Raw genomic sequence first — 19,436 nt, forward strand, 5'->3', positions numbered from 1 at the left:
GTAAGCCGGGGTGACAACCGGTGGTAATAAAGCGAAAAAATTCGGTGGAGCGGTAGTTCAGTCGGTTAGAATACCTGCCTGTCACGCAGGGGGTCGCGGGTTCGAGTCCCGTCCGTTCCGCCACTTATTTAACATTAAGCCTGCTCAGATAGCAGGCTTAGTGGTAAGAAAGCTTTAGGGGCGTAGTTCAATTGGTAGAGCACCGGTCTCCAAAACCGGGTGTTGGGAGTTCGAGTCTCTCCGCCCCTGCCATTTATAAGAATCCTTTGCTCAGGCAAAGGATTTTTTTTTATCTCTACTCTCCATCTGCAATATCCCTGTTCAAAATACCTTGCTTCTCTCCGTCCATGGAGAGTACCGCTTATTCCAGGATAGGGCTTTTCAGGATCTCGTGGATCTGCGCCTGCTTATCGCTATTTTGTAACCAGATCGCATAGAGTGGGCGGGAAAGCGTAGCGCTGTCCATGACCGTATGTAACCCATGTTTCTCTTTCGCCCAGCGAACAGGTAGCCAACAGCAGCCGTTCAGGCGTGATAATTGCTGGTAGATCAATTCAGCTGAAGAGGTAGTGAGCAGCGGAACATCATCGCTTCCTATCAGACCCACTTCGTTTTGCTGAAAATCAGGCCCCCATTCAAGGCGCAAGTAATTCAATTCATTTCTGTTTTTTGCTGGCGATGCGCAATACAAGGCAAGGGTAAAATTACCCAACAGCTGGCTGCTTAATTCATCCATCTTCGGCGATTCGGTGGTGATCAGCAGATCCAACTGGCGTTCATGAAGCTGTTTAACCAGCGACTGCCGCTGTGCGATACGCGCTTCAAACTGGAGATTGTAAGGTGCGCTGTAGAGGGTGCCGAGCCAGCCGTTAAGCATGCATTCCCACAGCGAGGCGCTGGCTCCGATGGAGAATTCATTATGTCGCGAAGAGTGTGCGACCTCCTTGCGCGCAGCCTGCCAGGTATTCATTAACGTTTCGGCGTAAGGCAGGAGCTTTTCTCCGGCCGTCGTCAGGCGAATGTTATTACGATGTCGGGTGAACAGGTTCACACCAAGTTGATTTTCCAGCTGACGAATACGAAAGCTGACCGCTGACTGCGTCAGGTAAAGCGCCTCTGCTGCTCGCCCAAAGTGACGAGTTCTGCTCACTTCCAGGAAAGTCTTGAGCAATTCCGTATCCACACCGTTCTCCACAAAATTATTTGTCGTGATGATTTAAATGTTTTGTTTGACGCTCTGTCAAGCGTAACTAATACTCCGCGCCATAAATAGCTCGGCCAAAGAATCAGGAGCGTGTAGGATGGCGGAAAGCTTTACGACGACTAATCGTTTTTTCGACAATAAAAATTATCCACGCGGGTTCTCCCGTCACGGTGATTTCACCATCAAAGAGGCGCAACTGCTGGAACGTCATGGTTATGCCTTTAACGAACTGGAACTGGGTAAACGCGAACCTGTTACCGATGATGAAAAACAGTTTGTCTCGGTGTGCCGTGGTGAGCGTGAGCCGGTAACGGAAGCAGAACGCGTATGGATTAAGTATATGGCGCGCATCAAGCGGCCGAAGCGTTTCCATACCCTTTCCGGCGGCAAACCGCAGATGGAAGGCGCTGACGATTACACCGAAAGCGATGACTAAGAAAAAAGGGCGTAAGCCCTTTTTTTACGCCATCATTTTCTGCAGATGGTTTAGCATCCGGTCTATCGCCCGATAGCTGAGCGCCTCCTGCAAATGACGGCGTTCAATCTCTTCAGCCTCTGCCAGATCGGCAATGGTTCTCGCCACCTTTAACAGACGCTGCCAGGCTCGAATAGAGAGCCCCAACTGCGTTAGCGTCTGTTCCAGCCAGACAGCGTCCTCCCGCCGTAAGTGGCAGCAGCTCTTCATTTCACGATTCTCAAGATGAGCATTGAGCTTATTTTGCCTGAGCATTTGCCGTTCGCGCGCCGCCAGCACCCGCTGCCTGACCGTTGCGCTAGACTCTTCGCCCTGTGTGCCCTGGCTCAGTATCCCTGGCGGCGGCAGCGGGATCTCTAAGGAGAGATCGAAGCGGTCAAGGAAGGGGCCTGACAGACGTCCCAGATAACGTAATGTCTGCTCAGGCGATGTACGATTATGTTTGCCCTGATAATGCCCTGTCGGGCTTGGGTTCATCGCCGCGATAAGCTGAAAGCGCGCCGGATAGTCAATTTTGGCGCGCGAGCGTGATATGTGGATCTTGCCTGACTCAATGGGTTCGCGCAGCGCATCCAGTACACGCCGCTCAAACTCAGGCAGTTCATCAAGAAACAGCACGCCATTATGGGCCAGGGAAATCTCACCGGGGACCGGTATTGAACCGCCGCCCACCATCGCTGCCAGCGAGGCGCTATGGTGAGGCGCGCGAAACGGCCTCTGACGCCACCGGGTCTTCGCGGTATGCAGATTGACCAGGCTCTGAATGGCGGTGCTCTCCAGTGCTTCCTGATTGCTTAATGGCGGCAGGAGACCGGGTAGCCGGCTGGCAAGCATGGTTTTCCCGGTGCCGGGCGGGCCTATCAGGAGCAGGTTGTGACCCCCGGCGGCCACAATCTCCAGCGCTCGTTTTCCCTGCTGCTGGCCGATAACATCGCGCAAATCTTCGCCGCGTTCATCAACAATAGGTGCCTCGGCAAGAGGCGGTGAAAGCGATGTCTGCCCCGCGAGAAAAGCGCATACCTCCTGCAGATGGTCGGCGACGAGGCAATCGCTGCCGCCGATCAGGCCGACCTCAGCCGCATTATCAGCGGAGACGACGATACGCCGGCCGGCTTTGATGGCCTCCATTGCGCTGGGGATCGCCCCTGGAACGCCGCGTAACCCACCTGTGAGGGCGAGTTCGCCCACAAACTCATAGTGATTCAGTCGCGTCGTATTGAGCTGCTCTGAGGCGACGAGAAGCGCGAGAGCGATAGGCAGATCGTATCGTCCGCCCTCTTTAGGCAGATCCGCTGGCGCCAGGTTAATGGTTATTTTCTTCGCAGGGAAAGCGTAGCCGCTGTTGATCAGGGCGCTACGGACCCGGTCACGGGCCTCTTTCACGGTCGTCTCCGGCAGTCCGACCATAGTCAGGCCGGGCAGACCGTTGCTGAGATGAACCTCGACAGTAATCAATGGCGCTTCGATACCGAGCGCCGCGCGAGTATAGACGATGGCGAGCGACATAAAACCTCCTGGACCAGGCAGGATTATGGCTGATCTGTGGTAAAACGGGAGCGGTAATAGTGAGAATTTAGGACCATAAATCCATACTTTTCGCGCTATATCGTTACATTTAGCCGAAAATGGAATTTCGCTCGCAAAAGAGAGTGGCGTGGGCAAGGCACGCGCAAAAGCGCGCGCCAGGCGAGAGAAAACTGAATTTTTTTCATTTCTGATTTTTTTCATATAAAACAATTATTTTTGCTGAAACTGTTAGGCTGCTCAGCAACGGAGATATAAAAAAATCTTGTGTTTTATGTGATGTCTGTGGTACCTCTTTAGGTATTCCTTCGAACAAGAAGCCAGAAAGTACAGAAAATGACAGCCCTTCTACGAGTGATTAGCCTGGTCGTGATTAGCGTGGTGGTGATTATTATCCCACCGTGCGGGGCTGCACTTGGACGAGGAAAGGCTTAATAATCAAGCCTTAACGAACTAAGACCCCCGCACCGAAAGGTCCGGGGGTTTTTTTATAACTGAAATAACCTAAGCGAGGAGCAGATGATGACTTTTAGCATAAAATTCTGTTTCTCCCGATTTATGACGGGGAACTAACTATGAATGGCGCGCAGTGGGTGGTACATGCTTTGCGGACACAGGGGGTCGACACCGTTTTTGGCTATCCGGGTGGCGCAATTATGCCGGTTTACGATGCACTGTATGACGGCGGCGTGGAGCACCTGCTGTGCCGGCATGAGCAAGGGGCAGCCATGGCGGCCATTGGTTATGCGCGAGCAACCGGTAAAACCGGAGTGTGTATCGCGACCTCCGGCCCGGGCGCGACCAATCTGATCACCGGCCTGGCGGACGCTTTGCTTGACTCCATCCCCATTGTCGCCATCACCGGCCAGGTGGCCGCGCCCTTCATCGGCACGGATGCGTTTCAGGAAGTAGACGTTCTCGGTTTGTCACTGGCCTGTACTAAGCACAGTTTCCTCGTGCAGTCTCTGGACGAGCTGCCGCGGGTCATTGCTGAAGCTTTCCAGGTGGCAAACTCAGGCCGTCCAGGCCCGGTGCTGGTTGATATCCCTAAGGATATTCAGATGGCGCAGGGCGATCTCGATCCCCATTTCTCTACGGTCGCCGATGAGATGGCATTTCCGCAGGCGGAAGTGGCTCAGGCTCTGCAGATGCTGGCTCAATCGCAGCAACCGATGCTGTATGTTGGCGGCGGGGTCGGCATGGCGCAGGCGGTACCGGCGCTGCGTGAATTTCTCGCCGTAACCCGGATGCCGGCGACCTGCACTCTGAAAGGGCTGGGCGTGGTGGACGCCGATTACCCGTATTATCTCGGCATGCTGGGAATGCACGGCACCAGGGCGGCCAACCTGGCGGTACAGGAGTGCGATCTGCTGATCGCCGTCGGCGCGCGCTTTGACGATCGCGTGACCGGCAAGCTCAACACCTTCGCGCCGCATGCCAAAGTGATCCATATGGACATCGATCCGGCGGAGCTGAACAAGCTGCGCCAGGCGCACATCGGTCTGACCGGCGACCTGAACCGCTTGCTGCCGGCGCTGCAGCAGCCGTTAGCTATCGATGGCTGGCGCGAGCGGAGTGCCGCGCTGCGTGCCGATCACGCCTGGCGTTACGATCATCCCGGTGAGGCAATCTACGCGCCGCTGTTGCTGAAACAGCTTTCCGACCGCAAGCCGGCGGACAGCGTGGTGACAACCGACGTTGGCCAGCATCAGATGTGGTCGGCTCAGCATATGACCTATACCCGCCCGGAAAACTTCATCACCTCCAGCGGCTTAGGCACCATGGGCTTTGGCCTGCCGGCCGCCGTTGGCGCCCAGGTGGCGCGCCCTAACGATACAGTGATCTGTATCTCCGGTGACGGCTCCTTCATGATGAATGTGCAGGAGCTGGGCACCGTTAAACGCAAGCAGTTACCGCTGAAGATCGTATTACTCGACAACCAGCGGTTAGGGATGGTTCGACAATGGCAGCAGCTGTTTTTCCAGGAACGTTATAGCGAAACCACTCTGACTGATAACCCTGATTTCCTCACGCTGGCCAGCGCCTTCGGTATTCCTGGCCAACACATCACCCGTAAAGACCAGGTTGAAGCGGCACTCGACACCATGCTTTCGAGCCAGGGGCCATACCTGCTTCATGTCTCAATCGACGAACTTGAGAATGTCTGGCCGTTGGTGCCGCCCGGCGCCAGTAACTCTGAAATGCTGGAGAAATTATCATGATGCAACATCAAGTCGCTTTACAGGCACGTTTCAACCCGGAAACCTTAGAGCGCGTGCTGCGCGTTGTCCGCCACCGTGGTTTCCAAATCTGCGCAATGAACATGGAAACCGCGGCGGACGCACAGAACATAAATATCGAATTGACCGTTGCCAGCCCGCGGCCCGTCGAATTACTGTTTAGTCAATTAAGCAAACTGGTCGACGTTGCCTGCGTCGAGATCCAGCAACCCACATCACAACAAATCCGCGCCTGAGCGCAAAGGAAGAAAAATGACGACGAAAAAAGCTGATTACATCTGGTTCAATGGCGAGATGGTTCCGTGGGGCGAAGCGAAAGTTCATGTGATGTCCCATGCGCTGCACTATGGCACCTCGGTATTCGAAGGCATCCGTTGCTATGACTCGCACAAAGGCCCGGTGGTGTTCCGTCATCGCGAACATATGCAGCGTCTGCATGATTCAGCCAAAATTTATCGTTTCCCGGTCTCCCAGAGCGTCGACGAACTGATGGAAGCCTGCCGCGAAGTCATTCGCACCAATAATCTGACCAGCGCTTATATCCGCCCGCTGGTGTTTGTTGGCGATGTCGGCATGGGGGTAAACCCGCCTCCGGGTTACAACACTGACGTGATCATCGCGGCGTTCCCGTGGGGAGCCTACCTCGGCGCAGAAGCGCTGGAGCAGGGGATCGATGCAATGGTCTCTTCCTGGAACCGCGCGGCGCCGAACACCATCCCGACGGCGGCGAAAGCCGGCGGCAACTATCTCTCCTCGCTGCTGGTTGGCAGCGAAGCGCGTCGCCATGGCTACCAGGAGGGTATCGCCCTCGATGTTAACGGCTATATCTCGGAAGGCGCAGGCGAAAACCTGTTTGAAGTGAAGGACGGCGTGCTGTTCACCCCGCCGTTTACCTCTTCCGCGCTGCCGGGCATTACCCGTGACGCCATCATCAAGCTGGCGAAAGATCTCGGTATTGAAGTCCGCGAGCAGGTATTGTCCCGTGAATCCCTGTACCTGGCGGATGAAGTCTTCATGTCCGGTACCGCGGCGGAAATCACCCCGGTACGCAGCGTGGATGGCATCCAGGTCGGCGCAGGCCGTCGCGGTCCGGTCACCAAACGCATTCAGGAAGCCTTCTTTGGCCTCTTCACCGGTGAAACAGAAGATAAATGGGGTTGGTTGGATCCGGTAAGTAAGTAATTAAAAATGGGACGGCACGCACCGTCCCATTTAATAAACACAGATGGGAGTAAAAAGAGCATGCCTAAGTACCGTTCCGCCACCACCACACATGGCCGCAATATGGCGGGCGCCCGCGCGTTGTGGCGCGCAACCGGGATGACCGATGCCGATTTCGGCAAACCGATTATCGCCGTCGTTAACTCCTTTACCCAGTTTGTTCCCGGGCACGTGCACCTGCGCGACCTCGGCAAACTGGTTGCCGAGCAGATTGAAGCCGCCGGTGGCGTGGCCAAAGAATTCAACACCATCGCAGTGGATGATGGGATCGCCATGGGCCACGGGGGTATGCTCTATTCACTGCCATCCCGCGAGCTGATCGCCGACTCGGTGGAGTACATGGTTAACGCCCACTGTGCGGATGCGATGGTCTGTATCTCCAACTGCGACAAAATCACTCCGGGGATGTTGATGGCTTCCCTGCGCCTGAACATTCCGGTGATCTTTGTGTCCGGCGGCCCAATGGAAGCCGGGAAAACCAAGCTGTCAGATAAAATCATCAAGCTCGACCTGGTGGATGCGATGATCCAGGGGGCGGATCCGAAAGTGTCCGACGAGCAGAGTAATCAGGTGGAACGCTCCGCCTGTCCGACCTGCGGCTCCTGTTCCGGGATGTTTACCGCCAACTCCATGAACTGCCTGACCGAAGCGCTGGGCCTGTCGCAGCCGGGTAACGGCTCTCTGCTGGCGACCCACGCCGATCGTAAGGAGCTGTTCCTTAACGCCGGGAAACGTATCGTTGAGCTGACCAAACGCTATTACGAGCAGGATGACGCTTCCGCGCTGCCGCGCAATATCGCCAGCAAGGCGGCCTTTGAGAACGCCATGACGCTGGATATCGCCATGGGCGGTTCCACCAACACCGTTCTGCACCTGCTGGCGGCGGCGCAGGAAGCTGAAATCGATTTCACCATGAGCGATATCGATAAGCTCTCCCGCAAAGTGCCGCAGCTGTGTAAGGTGGCGCCGAGCACGCAGAAATACCATATGGAAGATGTGCATCGCGCCGGCGGCGTGCTGGGCATTCTGGGCGAGCTGGACCGCGCCGGGCTGCTGAATCGCGAGGTTAAAAACGTCCTCGGCCTGACGCTGCCGCAGACCCTGGAACAGTACGATGTGATGGTGACTCAGGACGATGCGGTGAAAAAGATGTTCCGCGCCGGCCCGGCGGGCATCCGTACCACCCAGGCGTTCTCGCAAGACTGCCGCTGGGATACGCTGGATGACGATCGCGCCGAAGGCTGTATCCGTTCTCTGGAACACGCTTACAGCAAGGACGGCGGCCTGGCGGTGCTGTACGGCAATTTCGCGGAAAACGGTTGTATCGTGAAAACCGCCGGCGTGGACGACAGCATCCTGAAATTTACCGGTCCGGCGAAAGTATATGAGAGCCAGGACGATGCGGTTGAGGCCATCCTCGGCGGCAAAGTCGTTGAAGGCGACGTCGTCGTGATCCGCTACGAAGGGCCGAAAGGCGGGCCGGGGATGCAGGAGATGCTTTACCCCACCAGCTTCCTGAAGTCGATGGGGCTGGGCAAAGCCTGCGCGCTGATCACCGATGGCCGTTTCTCCGGCGGCACCTCAGGGCTCTCTATCGGTCACGTCTCACCGGAAGCGGCGAGCGGCGGCAACATTGCGCTCATTGAAGATGGCGACATGATCGCGATTGATATTCCAAACCGCAGTATCCAGCTGCAGCTGAGCGATGCGGAAATTGCGGCGCGTCGTGAAGCCCAGGAAGCGCGTGGCGACCAGGCGTGGACGCCGAAGCATCGCCAGCGTCAGGTCTCCTTTGCCCTTCGCGCCTACGCCAGCCTGGCGACCAGCGCTGACAAAGGCGCGGTTCGCGATAAATCGAAACTGGGTGGCTAATCATGGCGGATTCACAACCCCTCTCCGGCGCCCCCGAGGGCGCCGAATACCTGAGAGCAGTGCTGCGCGCGCCGGTTTATGAAGCGGTGCAGAAAACGCCGCTGCAAAAAATGGACAAACTCTCTTCTCGCCTGGATAACGTTATTCTGGTGAAGCGCGAAGATCGCCAACCGGTACACAGCTTTAAGCTGCGCGGCGCCTACGCGATGATGTCCAGCCTGACCGCGGAACAGAAATCCCACGGGGTGATCACCGCCTCGGCGGGCAATCATGCCCAGGGCGTGGCGTTCTCCGCATCGCGGCTGGGCGTTAAGGCGCTGATCGTGATGCCGGTAGCGACCGCCGACATCAAAGTGGATGCCGTTCGCGGCTTTGGCGGCGAAGTACTGCTGCATGGCGCCAATTTTGACGAAGCGAAGGCGAGAGCGATTGAGCTGGCGCAGCAGCAGGGCTTTACCTGGGTGCCGCCGTTCGATCACCCGATGGTCATCGCCGGTCAGGGAACCCTGGCGCTGGAGCTGCTGCAGCAGGATGCCCACATCGACCGCGTGTTCGTCCCGGTGGGCGGCGGCGGCCTGGCGGCAGGCGTGGCGGTGTTGATCAAGCAACTGATGCCGCAGATTAAAGTGATAGCGGTGGAAGCGGAAGATTCGGCCTGCCTGAAGGCGGCGCTGGATGCCGGTCATCCGGTGGATCTGCCGCGCGTCGGCTTGTTTGCCGAAGGCGTGGCGGTCAAACGCATCGGCGATGAAACCTTCCGTCTGTGCCAGGAGTATCTGGACGACATCATCACTGTCGACAGCGACGCTATTTGCGCGGCGATGAAAGATCTGTTCGAAGATGTGCGGGCGGTGGCAGAGCCTTCCGGCGCCCTGGCGCTGGCGGGGATGAAGAAATATGTCGCCCAGCACAATATTCGCGGCGAGCGACTGGCTCACATTCTGTCCGGGGCCAACGTCAACTTCCACGGTCTGCGCTACGTGTCTGAACGCTGCGAGCTCGGGGAACAGCGCGAAGCGCTGCTGGCGGTGACGATCCCGGAAGAGAAAGGCAGCTTTCTGAAGTTTTGCCAGCTGCTGGGGGGGCGTTCGGTGACCGAGTTCAACTACCGCTTTGCCGATGCCAAAGACGCCTGCATCTTTGTGGGGGTGCGTCTGAGTCGTGGGCTGGAGGAGCGGAAAGAGATCCTCCAGTTACTGAATGATGGCGGCTACAGCGTCGTTGACCTTTCCGATGACGAAATGGCCAAGCTCCATGTGCGCTATATGGTTGGCGGCCGACCGTCCAAAGCGCTGCAGGAGCGGCTGTTCAGCTTCGAATTTCCAGAGTCCCCGGGGGCGCTGCTGAAGTTCCTGCACACCCTTGGCACCCACTGGAATATTTCGCTGTTCCACTACCGTAGCCACGGCACCGACTATGGTCGGGTTTTGGCGGCCTTCGAGCTGGGCGAGCACGAGCCGGACTTTGAAACTCGTCTCAATGAGCTGGGCTATGAGTGTCACGATGAGACCCATAACCCGGCATTCCGCTTTTTCCTCGCGGGCTAGTGGTTCGGCAGGATTTTCCAGAAAGCATCAATAAGCGGCTCATGCAGCCGCTTTTTTTGTGCGCAAACGCCGAGCTCGAATGGGGTTTGCTCATCGCTGCGCTCCAGAATCATCACCCTGTTGCGTACCGGCTCCGGACTGTTCTCCAGCACCACCTCCGGCAGCAGCGCCACGCCGCATCCCAGGGCGACCATCGACACCATCGCTTCGTGGCCCCCGACAGTGGCGTAGATCGACGGATTGCTGATTTTATGCCGTCGAAACCACAGCTCGATGCGCCGACGTACCGGCCCCTGGTCAGCCATGATAAACGGCACTGTCGACCAGTCCGGACGCTCGACGGTCACCTGGTTGCGCACCGGGCAGGGAAGGGCCGGGGCAATTAACACCACGGCGAGGTTCTCCAGCATCGAAAACGCCACCGACCCTGGCAGGGTCTCCGGCTTACCGGCAATCGCCAGGTCGGCTTCGCCGGTGACCACCTTTTCCATGGCGTCGGCGGCGTCGCCGGTCGACAGCTTGATCTCTACCGAGGGATGCGCGGCGCGAAAGCGGTCGAGGATCGGCGGCAGATGGCTATAGGCGGCGGTGACAGAGCAGAAGATGTGTAGCTCGCCGGAGAGCGAAGGGCCCTGCTGATCGATGGCGTGGCGAAGCTGCTGATACTGCAGTAAAGTCTGCTGGGCAAAGGTGCGTAACTCTTCCCCGGCTTCGGTCAGGGTCACCGTGCGATTATCTCGCACGAACAGCGGCTGGCCGAGGTCCTCTTCCAGGCGCTGGATCTGGCGCGAAAGCGTCGACGGGCTGACGTGCATGGCCCGCGCGCTGCGGCCAAAATGGCGGCTTTCCGCCAGATGCAGAAAGGTTTTCAGATCGCGTAAATCCACGGCGCGTACTCCCCGGTTTTGTATTTCATAAAATGCAACGTGACGTTGTGAATATATCAATTTCCGCAATAAAATTCCTGTCATATAGTAAGTTCATTCTCGCAAAAGCGAACCGAACAATAAGCACGACACAACATCACGGAGTTACAGACATGGCTAACTACTTTAATACACTGAACCTGCGCCAGCAGCTGGCACAGCTGGGCAAATGCCGCTTTATGGCGCGCGACGAATTCGCCGATGGCGCAAGCTACCTTCAGGGTAAAAAAGTGGTCATCGTCGGCTGCGGCGCGCAGGGTCTGAACCAAGGTCTGAACATGCGTGACTCCGGCCTGGATATCTCCTATGCGCTGCGCAAAGAAGCGATCGCCGAGAAGCGCGCCTCCTGGCGTAAAGCGACCGAAAACGGTTTTAAAGTCGGCACTTATGAAGAGCTGATCCCACAGGCGGACCTGGTGGTTAACCTGACCCCGGACAAACAGCACTCTGACGTTGTGCGCTCCGTACAGCCGCTGATGAAAGACGGCGCGGCGCTGGGCTACTCCCACGGCTTCAACATCGTGGAAGTGGGCGAGCAGATCCGTAAAGACATCACCGTGGTGATGGTGGCGCCGAAGTGCCCGGGTACCGAAGTGCGTGAAGAGTACAAACGCGGTTTCGGCGTACCGACGCTTATCGCGGTACACCCGGAAAATGACCCGAAAGGCGAAGGCATGGCCATTGCGAAAGCATGGGCAGCGGCGACCGGCGGCCACCGTGCGGGCGTCCTGGAGTCTTCCTTCGTGGCAGAAGTGAAATCTGACCTGATGGGCGAGCAGACCATCCTCTGCGGCATGCTGCAGGCGGGTTCTCTGCTGTGCTTCGACAAGCTGGTGGCGGAAGGTACCGACCCGGCGTATGCAGAAAAACTGATTCAGTTCGGCTGGGAAACCATCACCGAAGCGCTGAAGCAGGGCGGCATCACCCTGATGATGGATCGCCTCTCTAACCCGGCGAAACTGCGCGCTTATGCGCTCTCCGAGCAGCTGAAAGAGATTATGGCGCCGCTGTTCCAGAAACACATGGACGACATCATTTCCGGCGAATTCTCCTCCGGTATGATGGCGGACTGGGCGAACGACGATAAGAAACTGCTGACCTGGCGTGAAGAGACGGGTAAAACCGCGTTCGAAACCGCGCCGCAGTATGAAGGTAAAATCGGCGAGCAGGAGTACTTCGATAAAGGCGTTCTGATGATCGCGATGGTGAAAGCAGGCGTTGAGCTGGCGTTCGAAACCATGGTCGATTCCGGCATCATTGAAGAGTCCGCTTACTACGAATCACTGCACGAGCTGCCGCTGATCGCCAACACCATCGCCCGTAAGCGTCTGTACGAGATGAACGTGGTTATCTCCGATACCGCTGAATATGGTAACTACCTGTTCTCTTACGCTTGCGTACCGCTGCTGAAAGAGTTCATGACCACCCTGCAGACTGGCGACCTGGGTACGGCGATTGCCGAAGGCGCGGTAGACAACGCCCAGCTGCGTGATGTCAACGAAGCCATCCGCAGCCACCAGATCGAGAAAGTGGGTCACAAACTGCGTGGCTATATGACCGATATGAAGCGTATTGCGGTTGCCGGCTAATTCCTCGTCGTCTTTCGACTGGCCGATGCGTTGGCTACGGTACGTACACCCCAGTCACATAGTTATCTATGTTCCTGGGGATGTACTTCCTGGCCGCCTTCCGGCAAGCTGAAATCCATAGAGGAATGAATTTGTTTAGTAGGCCTGATAAGCGAAGCGCCATCAGGCAAAAACCCGGAGATTAAGATCCCCGGGTTTTTTTATTATTTCCGGTACAGGACTTTGATGATGTGGTAGCCGAACTGGGTATGCAGCGGTCCGGTTGGCTCCAGCACCGGGCAGGAGAAGACCACTTTATCGAACGCCGGGACCATCTGGCCCTGGCGGAATTCACCTAAATCACCGCCGCGTTTGCCTGATGGGCAAATAGAGTGTTTCTTTGCCAGCTTACCGAAGTCGGCGCCGTTTTTAATCTGCTCCAGAAGATCCAGAGCCAGTTTCTCTTCTTTAACAAGAATATGCAGTGCTGCTGCTGTTTTTGCCATGATCGTGCCTTGAATAGGTTGAGATAAATCAGGGCGCAATATACCACGCGTCAGCGGCGATAAAGCACCTTAATGATATGGTAGCCAAACTTGGTTTTTACCGGACCGTAGGGCTTGAGAAGCGGGCAGCTAAAGACCGCCTGATCGAATGGGCCGACCATCGCGCCTTGCTGAAACTCGCCCAGGTCGCCGCCGTTGCGCCCCGAGGGACATTGGGAATAGCGCTTCGCCAGATGATCGAAGCTGACGCCCCGCTCCAGTTTGGCGAGGATCTCCTGGGCCAGTTTTTCTTCTTTGACCAGGATATGCAGGGCTGCTGCGGTCTTTTTCATGGTTCTGCTCTATGGGTTAATCGCGATTTCTTCACTTTACCATCAGTCGGTAAATCTCGGCTCCGCTTTCTGCTACAATCCCCACCCCGTTCGAAGATTGAGCAAGACTCCCATGCGTTTAAACCCTGGCCAACAACAAGCCGTCGAATTTGTAACCGGACCGTGCCTGGTGCTGGCGGGCGCCGGCTCCGGTAAGACCCGCGTGATCACCAATAAAATCGCCCACCTGATCCGCGGCTGCGGCTATCAGGCGCGCCATATCGCGGCCGTGACCTTTACCAACAAAGCCGCGCGCGAGATGAAAGAGCGCGTTGGGCAAACGCTGGGGCGCAAAGAGGCGCGCGGGCTGATGATTTCCACCTTCCACACCCTGGGGCTGGATATCATCAAGCGGGAATACGCCGCGCTGGGCATGAAGTCTAACTTCTCCTTATTCGACGATACCGACCAGGTGGCGTTGCTCAAAGAGCTGACCGAAGGGTTGATCGAAGATGACAAAGTGGTGCTCCAGCAGTTGATATCGACGATCTCCAACTGGAAAAACGATCTGAAAACCCCGGCCCAGGCCGCCGCGGGTGCGAAAGGCGAACGGGACCGCATCTTCGCCCACTGCTATGGACTGTACGATGCGCATATGAAGGCCTGCAATGTCCTCGATTTTGACGATCTGATCCTGCTGCCGACGCTGCTGCTGCAGCGCAACGAGGAGGTGCGCGAACGCTGGCAGAATAAGATCCGCTACCTGCTGGTGGATGAGTATCAGGATACCAACACCAGCCAGTATGAGCTGGTGAAGCTGCTGGTGGGCCAGCGGGCGCGTTTTACCGTGGTAGGCGACGATGACCAGTCGATCTACTCGTGGCGCGGCGCGCGGCCACAGAACCTGGTGCTGCTCAGCCAGGACTTCCCGGCGCTGCAGGTTATCAAGCTTGAGCAGAACTATCGCTCCTCCGGGCGTATTCTGAAAGCCGCTAACATTCTGATCGCCAACAACCCGCACGTTTTTGAAAAGCGTCTGTTCTCCGAACTGGGATACGGCGCTGAGCTGAAAGTGCTCTCCGCCAACAATGAAGATCATGAAGCGGAGCGCGTGGCCGGGGAACTGATCGCCCACCACTTTATCAATAAAACCAATTACAAAGACTACGCGATCCTTTATCGCGGCAATCACCAGTCGCGGGTCTTTGAAAAGATGCTGATGCAGAACCGCATCCCGTACAAAATCTCCGGCGGCACGTCGTTTTTCTCGCGCCCGGAAATTAAAGATCTGCTGGCCTATCTGCGCGTGCTGACCAACCCGGACGACGACAGCGCCTTCCTGCGTATCGTCAACACGCCGAAGCGCGAGATCGGCCCGGCGACGCTGCAAAAGCTCGGTGAGTGGGCGATGGGCCGCAACAAAGGATTGTTCACCGCCAGCTTTGATATGGGTCTTAGTCAGACGCTGACCGGGCGCGGCTATGAATCACTCACCCGCTTCACCCACTGGCTGCGCGAGATCCAGCAACTGGCCGAACGCGAGCCGGTCAACGCCGTGCGCGACTTGATCCGCGGGATTGATTACGAATCCTGGTTGTATGAAACCTCGCCCAGCCCGAAAGCCGCGGAAATGCGTATGAAAAACGTCAACCAGCTGTTCACCTGGATGACCGAGATGCTGGAAGGCAGCGAAATCGATGAGCCGATGACCCTGACGCAGGTGGTCACCCGCTTTACGCTGCGCGACATGATGGAGCGCGGCGAATCGGATGAAGAGCTGGATCAGGTGCAGCTGATGACCCTCCATGCCTCAAAAGGGCTGGAGTTCCCGTATGTTTACCTGGTGGGCATGGAAGAGGGATTGCTCCCGCACCAGAGCAGCATTGATGAAGATAACGTCGATGAAGAGCGCCGGTTAGCCTACGTGGGCATCACCCGTGCGCAGAAAGAGCTGACCTTTACGCTCTGTAAGGAGCGCCGGCAGTATGGTGAGGTGGTGCGCCCGGAACCGAGCCGTTTCCTGCTCGAGCTACCCCAGGACGATCTGATTTGGGAGCAGGCGCGCAAAGTGATTACCGCTGAAGAGCGAATGCATAAAGGACAGGCTAACGTGGCGAACATTCGCGCCATGCTGGCAAAAGCTAAAGAGAAAGGATAGCGATAAGCAGGCCGGGTAAGGCGAAGCCGCCGCCCGGCAATGTTCAGCGTATTACTTCACCTCAAGCATCCAGTGCACATAGCTTTGCCACTGGCATTCCTGTTCGATCAGCTCAGCCCCAAGCGGGTGATTATCCAGCCAGTTTTCCGGCAGCGTCAGGGACAGTTTTTCATCATCGGCCACCAGATTGATGGCGGGCAGCAAATCGTCACGCCGCCGGCTGGCAAAGAGTATCGCCAGTCGCAGCAGGCGACAAAGATGTTCGGCAACCCGCGGCGGGACGGCGTTCTGCTGATGAAGCGATGAGAGGTCGATGGCGTTAGTCTGGTTAAGCAGCAGCGTCGCAATCAGCTTCTTCTGCGCTGGGGTAAAGCCGGGCAGGTCGAGATTATTGACCAGATAGGCCGCGTGCTGCGGCGCGCGCTTAAAATCCACGCTCAGGCCAATCTCATGCAACGCACAGGCGCTGAGGAGCAAATCGCGGCTCAGCGGATCCAGTTCCCAGCAGCCGTCCAGCTGGCTGAGCAGGTGGCTGGCGAGACCAGCGACGCGCTGGGCCTGTTCGGTGTCGATCATAAAACGACGCTGAATATTACGCAGAGTGCGGCTGCGGATGTCCTGTTCAACGGAGAGATGCAGCATGCCATACACCAGCCCTTCCCGTAATGCGCCGCCCGCGAGGGTCATACACTGAATATTCAGTTCGCTGAAGATAGCGATAAGGATCGCCAGCCCGCTCGGAAACACCAGCGCTCGCTCAAGGGTTAAGCCTTCGATCTCCAGCTCTTCCAGGCGTCCGCACTGGATGGCGCGCTGTTTAAGCTGCTGGAGTTTGGTCAGGGTGATCCGCTCATCCATCCCCTGCGCCATCATAATTTCCTGCAGAGCCTGAACGGTGCCGGAGGCGCCAACGCACACTTTCCATCCGTGATAGCGCAGCACATCGGCGATGGGCAGTAGCACCTCACGCGCGGCCGCCTCGGCAAGATCGAAATTCTCTTTCGTCAGGCTGCGGTCGGCGAAATAGCGTTCAAGCCAGGTCACACAGCCCATCGACAGGCTAAATAGCGAGGTCGTTTGCGCGCCGGTGCCGGTCACCAGTTCGGTGCTGGCGCCGCCGATATCGACCACCAGACGCTGATCGGCGCCGCCGGTGGTGTGGGCGACACCCTGATAAATCAGGCGCGCTTCTTCTTCACCGCTAATGACCTGTACCGGACTGCCGAGGATCTCCTGCGCTTTCGCCAGAAATTCGCCGGCATTGACGGCAAGACGCAGCGTGGCGGTGGCCACGACGCGGATTTGCGCCGGCGGAATATCCTGCAGGCGTTCGGCAAACAGGCGTAAGCACTGCCAGCCGCGCTCCATCGCTTCTGCGGAGAGCGTGTTGTCGCTATTCAGGCCGGCGGCCAGACGAACTTTGCGCTTAATCCGGCTCAGCGTCTGGATACTGCCAGCCACCTCGCGCACCACCAACATATGGAAACTGTTGGAGCCCAAATCAATGGCGGCATACAGCGAGGTGGAGCTCATGCTCTTCATCGTTCAGAAGGCTCCCTGGTCGACGGGGCGCTTGTGCCCAATCCGTGTAACTGAGCGGGTTGCCGGGGAAACGCGCCCTGGCACATTCTGAATGATTGAGCGTATAGCATAGAGTTCTTAACCTGAACGACGACGATTGCGCGGTGGACCGCTGCGGCGCGGGCCGTTGCCTGGACGCGCACGGGTCAGGCGCAGCGGCTTAGGCAGGTCGGTCATCAGCGCGTCCGGGTTGTACTTGCTGACCGGAATTGAGTGACCAATATAGGTTTCGATAGCCGGCAGGTTCAGCGCATACTCTTCGCAGGCGAGGCTGATGGAGTGACCGCTGGCGCCAGCGCGACCGGTACGGCCAATGCGGTGAACGTAATCTTCGCAGTCGTCCGGCAGATCGTAGTTAAAGACGTGGGTCACGGCCGGAATGTGCAAGCCACGAGCGGCAACGTCAGTCGCGACCAGAATATCAAGGTCGCCGCGGGTAAATTCTTCGAGAATCCGCAGACGTTTTTTCTGCGCCACGTCGCCGGTCAGCAAACCTACGCGATGGCCGTCGGCGGCGAGATGGCCCCAGATATCTTCACAACGATGCTTGGTATTGGCGAAGACGATGGCGCGATCGGGCCACTCTTCTTCCAGCAGCGTCTGCAGCAGGCGCATTTTTTCTTCGTTGGACGGGTAGAAGAGCTCTTCTTTAATACGGTGGCCCGTTTTCTGTTCCGGCTCGACTTCAACGTACTCGGCGTTGTTCATTTGTTCGAACGCCAGTTCGCGTACGCGATAAGAAAGCGTCGCGGAGAACAGCATGTTCAGACGCTGAGTGGCCGGCGGCATGCGGCGGAACAGCCAGCGGATATCTTTAATAAAGCCGAGATCGTACATGCGATCGGCTTCGTCCAGCACGACGACCTGAATGGCGCCGAGGTTAATGTGGTTTTGCTTCGCGTAATCGATCAGACGACCGGTGGTACCGATCAGAATATCGACGCCGCTTTCCAGCACTTTCAGCTGCTTATCGTAGCCGTCGCCGCCGTAAGCCAGACCCAGCTTCAGACCGGTGGCCTGCGCCAGCGGTTCAGCGTCCGCGTGGATCTGTACCGCCAGTTCGCGCGTCGGCGCCATAATCAGCGCGCGCGGCTGGTTAACCTGGCGATCGGCGATAGCCGGGTGAGAGAGAAGATAATGAAACGTCGACGTCAGGAACGCCATCGTTTTACCGGTACCGGTTTGCGCCTGCCCGGCGACATCGCGGCCTTCCAGCGTCAGCGGAAGGGCGAGGGCCTGAATAGGTGTGCAATTATGAAACCCTTTCTTTTCAAGGGCTTCAATGACTGCCGGGTGCAGGGCGAAGTCGGAAAACTTCTGTTCTGTTAAATGTGTTTTGCTCATAGTGTGGTAGAATATCAGCTAACTATTGCATTAAGAAAGCGTATCCGGTGAAATAACGTCAACCTTTCGTTGGCGGTGTACGAAATTATTCAAGGTACGTCTACGGTAACTGAACGAATCCAGGATAGCTTAGACCACTAAGCGAGCCGGGAGCGATAAATCTGCAATATGCAGTGCGCGTTCAGGTGACCCTGGCGTCAAAGGGTGGGTCCATGAGGGATCGCGCCAGTTGGCAGACCAGAGAATTGAGGTATCCTGAAGAATAGCGTGCATAACGTAGCCGCAGCGCGTCGTTGATGGCTACGACACCAACACACCAGGCTTATTCCTGTGGAGTTAAATATGAGCGATAAAATTATTCACCTGACTGACGACAGTTTTGACACGGACGTACTCAAGGCTGACGGGCTGACCCTCGTCGATTTCTGGGCAGAGTGGTGTGGTCCGTGCAAAATGATCGCCCCGATTCTGGATGAGATCGCTGAAGAGTATCAGGGCAAACTGACCGTAGCTAAGCTGAACATCGACCAGAACCCGGGCACCGCGCCGAAGTACGGCATTCGCGGCATCCCAACCCTGCTGCTGTTCAAAAACGGCGAAGTGGCGGCCACCAAAGTCGGCGCACTGTCCAAGGGTCAGCTGAAAGAGTTCCTCGACGCCAACCTGGCGTAAGCGAATTGCTGTTCCGGCGTCCAGATTCCTATTTTTTGCGGAACTCTGGACGCCCGGCTGGAGTCGTGCTAAGTTAATCCACAGACTTCGTTTTAAACATACCTTGTTTGAATCTTGTTTTACCCGAAGCATCCCGCAAAAAATGCGCGTGAAGCTATTAATTCCGGGCTTTTCACTCATTCCGTCTAGTCGTTTCAGTTCTGCGTTCTTTCCTGTGACCAGGCGACGTACAGACACGAGATGAAGGCCGTTAACAGGCATGGAAGTTCCTGCCATACCATTCACAA

Annotated in this window: 18 protein-coding genes and 2 tRNA genes; 13 read left to right on the plus strand and 7 right to left on the minus strand. The window is 57.0% G+C overall.

Annotation, left to right across the window (positions count from 1 at the left end):
- Window positions 1-46: 46 nt before the first annotated feature.
- Together MKR05_RS24710 and MKR05_RS24715 are read left to right on the plus strand one after the other, a co-directional pair.
- A tRNA-Asp gene (locus MKR05_RS24710) sits at window positions 47-123 on the plus strand.
- 53 nt (window positions 124-176) lie between these two features.
- Window positions 177-252 (plus strand) — tRNA-Trp (locus MKR05_RS24715).
- A 109-nt stretch (window positions 253-361) separates the two neighbouring features.
- Here MKR05_RS24715 and hdfR read toward each other — a convergent pair.
- On the minus strand, window positions 362-1,183 hold the full coding sequence (hdfR, locus tag MKR05_RS24720) for an HTH-type transcriptional regulator HdfR (RefSeq protein WP_023291542.1): 822 nt from the start codon (window positions 1,181-1,183) through the stop codon (window positions 362-364).
- 118 nt (window positions 1,184-1,301) lie between these two features.
- Here hdfR and MKR05_RS24725 point away from each other — a divergent pair, with 118 nt between their 5' ends.
- Entirely contained in the window at window positions 1,302-1,640 is a 339-nt protein-coding gene (locus MKR05_RS24725) for a DUF413 domain-containing protein (RefSeq protein ID WP_004886877.1), read from the plus strand.
- A gap of 24 nt (window positions 1,641-1,664) precedes the next feature.
- Here the strand turns inward: MKR05_RS24725 and MKR05_RS24730 are convergent, their stop codons facing one another.
- Window positions 1,665-3,185, minus strand: coding sequence for a YifB family Mg chelatase-like AAA ATPase (locus MKR05_RS24730; RefSeq protein WP_032454493.1), 1,521 nt, complete (start codon window positions 3,183-3,185; stop codon window positions 1,665-1,667).
- Window positions 3,186-3,539: 354 nt separating this feature from the next.
- On the opposite strand from MKR05_RS24730, the gene ilvL reads away from it, so the two are divergent.
- The 7 genes from ilvL to ilvA all read left to right on the plus strand — a co-directional run bounded on the left by ilvL (window position 3,540) and on the right by ilvA (window position 10,083).
- Entirely contained in the window at window positions 3,540-3,638 is a 99-nt protein-coding gene (ilvL, locus tag MKR05_RS24735) for an ilv operon leader peptide (protein ID WP_001311244.1), read from the plus strand.
- Between the two features lie 87 nt (window positions 3,639-3,725).
- Window positions 3,726-3,776, plus strand: coding sequence for a peptide IlvX (gene ilvX / locus MKR05_RS27090; protein ID WP_175426296.1), 51 nt, complete (start codon window positions 3,726-3,728; stop codon window positions 3,774-3,776).
- Between the two features lie 2 nt (window positions 3,777-3,778).
- Window positions 3,779-5,425 carry an acetolactate synthase 2 catalytic subunit gene (gene ilvG, locus MKR05_RS24740; protein ID WP_049013138.1) on the plus strand — a complete coding sequence of 549 codons (1,647 nt, stop codon included), beginning with the start codon at window positions 3,779-3,781 and terminating at the stop codon, window positions 5,423-5,425.
- On the plus strand, window positions 5,422-5,679 hold the full coding sequence (gene ilvM, locus MKR05_RS24745; RefSeq protein ID WP_004886870.1) for an acetolactate synthase 2 small subunit: 258 nt from the start codon (window positions 5,422-5,424) through the stop codon (window positions 5,677-5,679). The genes ilvG and ilvM overlap by 4 nt, the downstream gene beginning before the upstream one ends.
- 16 nt (window positions 5,680-5,695) lie before the next feature.
- On the plus strand, window positions 5,696-6,625 hold the full coding sequence (gene ilvE / locus MKR05_RS24750; RefSeq protein ID WP_002883171.1) for a branched-chain-amino-acid transaminase: 930 nt from the start codon (window positions 5,696-5,698) through the stop codon (window positions 6,623-6,625).
- A 60-nt stretch (window positions 6,626-6,685) separates the two neighbouring features.
- Window positions 6,686-8,536 carry a dihydroxy-acid dehydratase gene (gene ilvD / locus MKR05_RS24755; protein ID WP_023291545.1) on the plus strand — a complete coding sequence of 617 codons (1,851 nt, stop codon included), beginning with the start codon at window positions 6,686-6,688 and terminating at the stop codon, window positions 8,534-8,536.
- Between the two features lie 2 nt (window positions 8,537-8,538).
- Window positions 8,539-10,083, plus strand: coding sequence for a threonine ammonia-lyase, biosynthetic (gene ilvA, locus MKR05_RS24760; protein ID WP_017899412.1), 1,545 nt, complete (start codon window positions 8,539-8,541; stop codon window positions 10,081-10,083).
- On the opposite strand, the gene ilvY is transcribed toward ilvA, so the two are convergent.
- Window positions 10,080-10,970, minus strand: a complete 891-nt coding sequence (gene ilvY, locus MKR05_RS24765; RefSeq protein ID WP_012543253.1) for an HTH-type transcriptional activator IlvY — start codon at window positions 10,968-10,970, stop codon at window positions 10,080-10,082. The two genes, ilvA and ilvY, sit on opposite strands and share 4 nt — an antisense overlap.
- Before the next feature lie 152 nt (window positions 10,971-11,122).
- Between ilvY and ilvC the strand changes: the two genes are divergently transcribed.
- Window positions 11,123-12,598: a ketol-acid reductoisomerase gene (gene ilvC / locus MKR05_RS24770; protein ID WP_023291546.1), complete on the plus strand. Its 1,476-nt coding sequence runs from the start codon at window positions 11,123-11,125 to the stop codon at window positions 12,596-12,598.
- Window positions 12,599-12,801: 203 nt separating this feature from the next.
- Here ilvC and ppiC (MKR05_RS24775) read toward each other — a convergent pair whose 3' ends face one another.
- Both ppiC (MKR05_RS24775) and ppiC (MKR05_RS24780) read right to left on the minus strand, forming a co-directional pair.
- Window positions 12,802-13,083, minus strand: a complete 282-nt coding sequence (gene ppiC / locus MKR05_RS24775; protein WP_004886861.1) for a peptidylprolyl isomerase PpiC — start codon at window positions 13,081-13,083, stop codon at window positions 12,802-12,804.
- Between the two features lie 50 nt (window positions 13,084-13,133).
- A complete protein-coding gene (gene ppiC / locus MKR05_RS24780; protein ID WP_032454495.1) occupies window positions 13,134-13,415 on the minus strand; it encodes a peptidylprolyl isomerase PpiC in 282 nt (93 codons plus the stop codon).
- A gap of 112 nt (window positions 13,416-13,527) precedes the next feature.
- On the opposite strand from ppiC (MKR05_RS24780), the gene rep reads away from it, so the two are divergent.
- Complete coding sequence (gene rep / locus MKR05_RS24785) at window positions 13,528-15,552, plus strand: DNA helicase Rep (protein WP_004886858.1); 2,025 nt, start codon at window positions 13,528-13,530, stop codon at window positions 15,550-15,552.
- 51 nt (window positions 15,553-15,603) lie between these two features.
- Here rep and gppA read toward each other — a convergent pair whose 3' ends face one another.
- Both gppA and rhlB read right to left on the minus strand, forming a co-directional pair.
- Window positions 15,604-17,094 (minus strand): guanosine-5'-triphosphate,3'-diphosphate diphosphatase, encoded by a 1,491-nt coding sequence (gene gppA / locus MKR05_RS24790; RefSeq protein WP_023291549.1) that lies wholly within the window; start codon window positions 17,092-17,094, stop codon window positions 15,604-15,606.
- Window positions 17,095-17,211: 117 nt separating this feature from the next.
- Window positions 17,212-18,477, minus strand: coding sequence for an ATP-dependent RNA helicase RhlB (gene rhlB / locus MKR05_RS24795; protein WP_023291550.1), 1,266 nt, complete (start codon window positions 18,475-18,477; stop codon window positions 17,212-17,214).
- A gap of 342 nt (window positions 18,478-18,819) precedes the next feature.
- On the opposite strand from rhlB, the gene trxA reads away from it, so the two are divergent.
- A complete protein-coding gene (gene trxA, locus MKR05_RS24800) occupies window positions 18,820-19,149 on the plus strand; it encodes a thioredoxin TrxA (protein WP_002883224.1) in 330 nt (109 codons plus the stop codon).
- The last annotated feature ends 287 nt before the right edge of the window (window positions 19,150-19,436 follow it).

The sequence above is a fragment of the Klebsiella sp. K5-204 genome (assembly GCF_030128585.1).
Classification (GTDB): domain Bacteria; phylum Pseudomonadota; class Gammaproteobacteria; order Enterobacterales; family Enterobacteriaceae; genus Klebsiella; species Klebsiella quasipneumoniae.

Coding starts and splice junctions, on each gene's coding strand:
- ilvE (WP_002883171.1), top strand. CDS start 5,696: ATGACGACGAAAAAAGCTGATTACATCTGGTTCAATGGCGAGATGGTT.
- ilvM (WP_004886870.1), top strand. CDS start 5,422: ATGATGCAACATCAAGTCGCTTTACAGGCACGTTTCAACCCGGAAACC.
- rhlB (WP_023291550.1), bottom strand. CDS start 18,477: ATGAGCAAAACACATTTAACAGAACAGAAGTTTTCCGACTTCGCCCTG.
- ilvA (WP_017899412.1), top strand. CDS start 8,539: ATGGCGGATTCACAACCCCTCTCCGGCGCCCCCGAGGGCGCCGAATAC.
- rep (WP_004886858.1), top strand. CDS start 13,528: ATGCGTTTAAACCCTGGCCAACAACAAGCCGTCGAATTTGTAACCGGA.
- gppA (WP_023291549.1), bottom strand. CDS start 17,094: ATGAAGAGCATGAGCTCCACCTCGCTGTATGCCGCCATTGATTTGGGC.
- trxA (WP_002883224.1), top strand. CDS start 18,820: ATGAGCGATAAAATTATTCACCTGACTGACGACAGTTTTGACACGGAC.
- ilvC (WP_023291546.1), top strand. CDS start 11,123: ATGGCTAACTACTTTAATACACTGAACCTGCGCCAGCAGCTGGCACAG.
- ppiC (WP_032454495.1), bottom strand. CDS start 13,415: ATGAAAAAGACCGCAGCAGCCCTGCATATCCTGGTCAAAGAAGAAAAA.
- ilvL (WP_001311244.1), top strand. CDS start 3,540: ATGACAGCCCTTCTACGAGTGATTAGCCTGGTCGTGATTAGCGTGGTG.
- MKR05_RS24730 (WP_032454493.1), bottom strand. CDS start 3,185: ATGTCGCTCGCCATCGTCTATACTCGCGCGGCGCTCGGTATCGAAGCG.
- ilvD (WP_023291545.1), top strand. CDS start 6,686: ATGCCTAAGTACCGTTCCGCCACCACCACACATGGCCGCAATATGGCG.
- ppiC (WP_004886861.1), bottom strand. CDS start 13,083: ATGGCAAAAACAGCAGCAGCACTGCATATTCTTGTTAAAGAAGAGAAA.
- MKR05_RS24725 (WP_004886877.1), top strand. CDS start 1,302: ATGGCGGAAAGCTTTACGACGACTAATCGTTTTTTCGACAATAAAAAT.
- ilvG (WP_049013138.1), top strand. CDS start 3,779: ATGAATGGCGCGCAGTGGGTGGTACATGCTTTGCGGACACAGGGGGTC.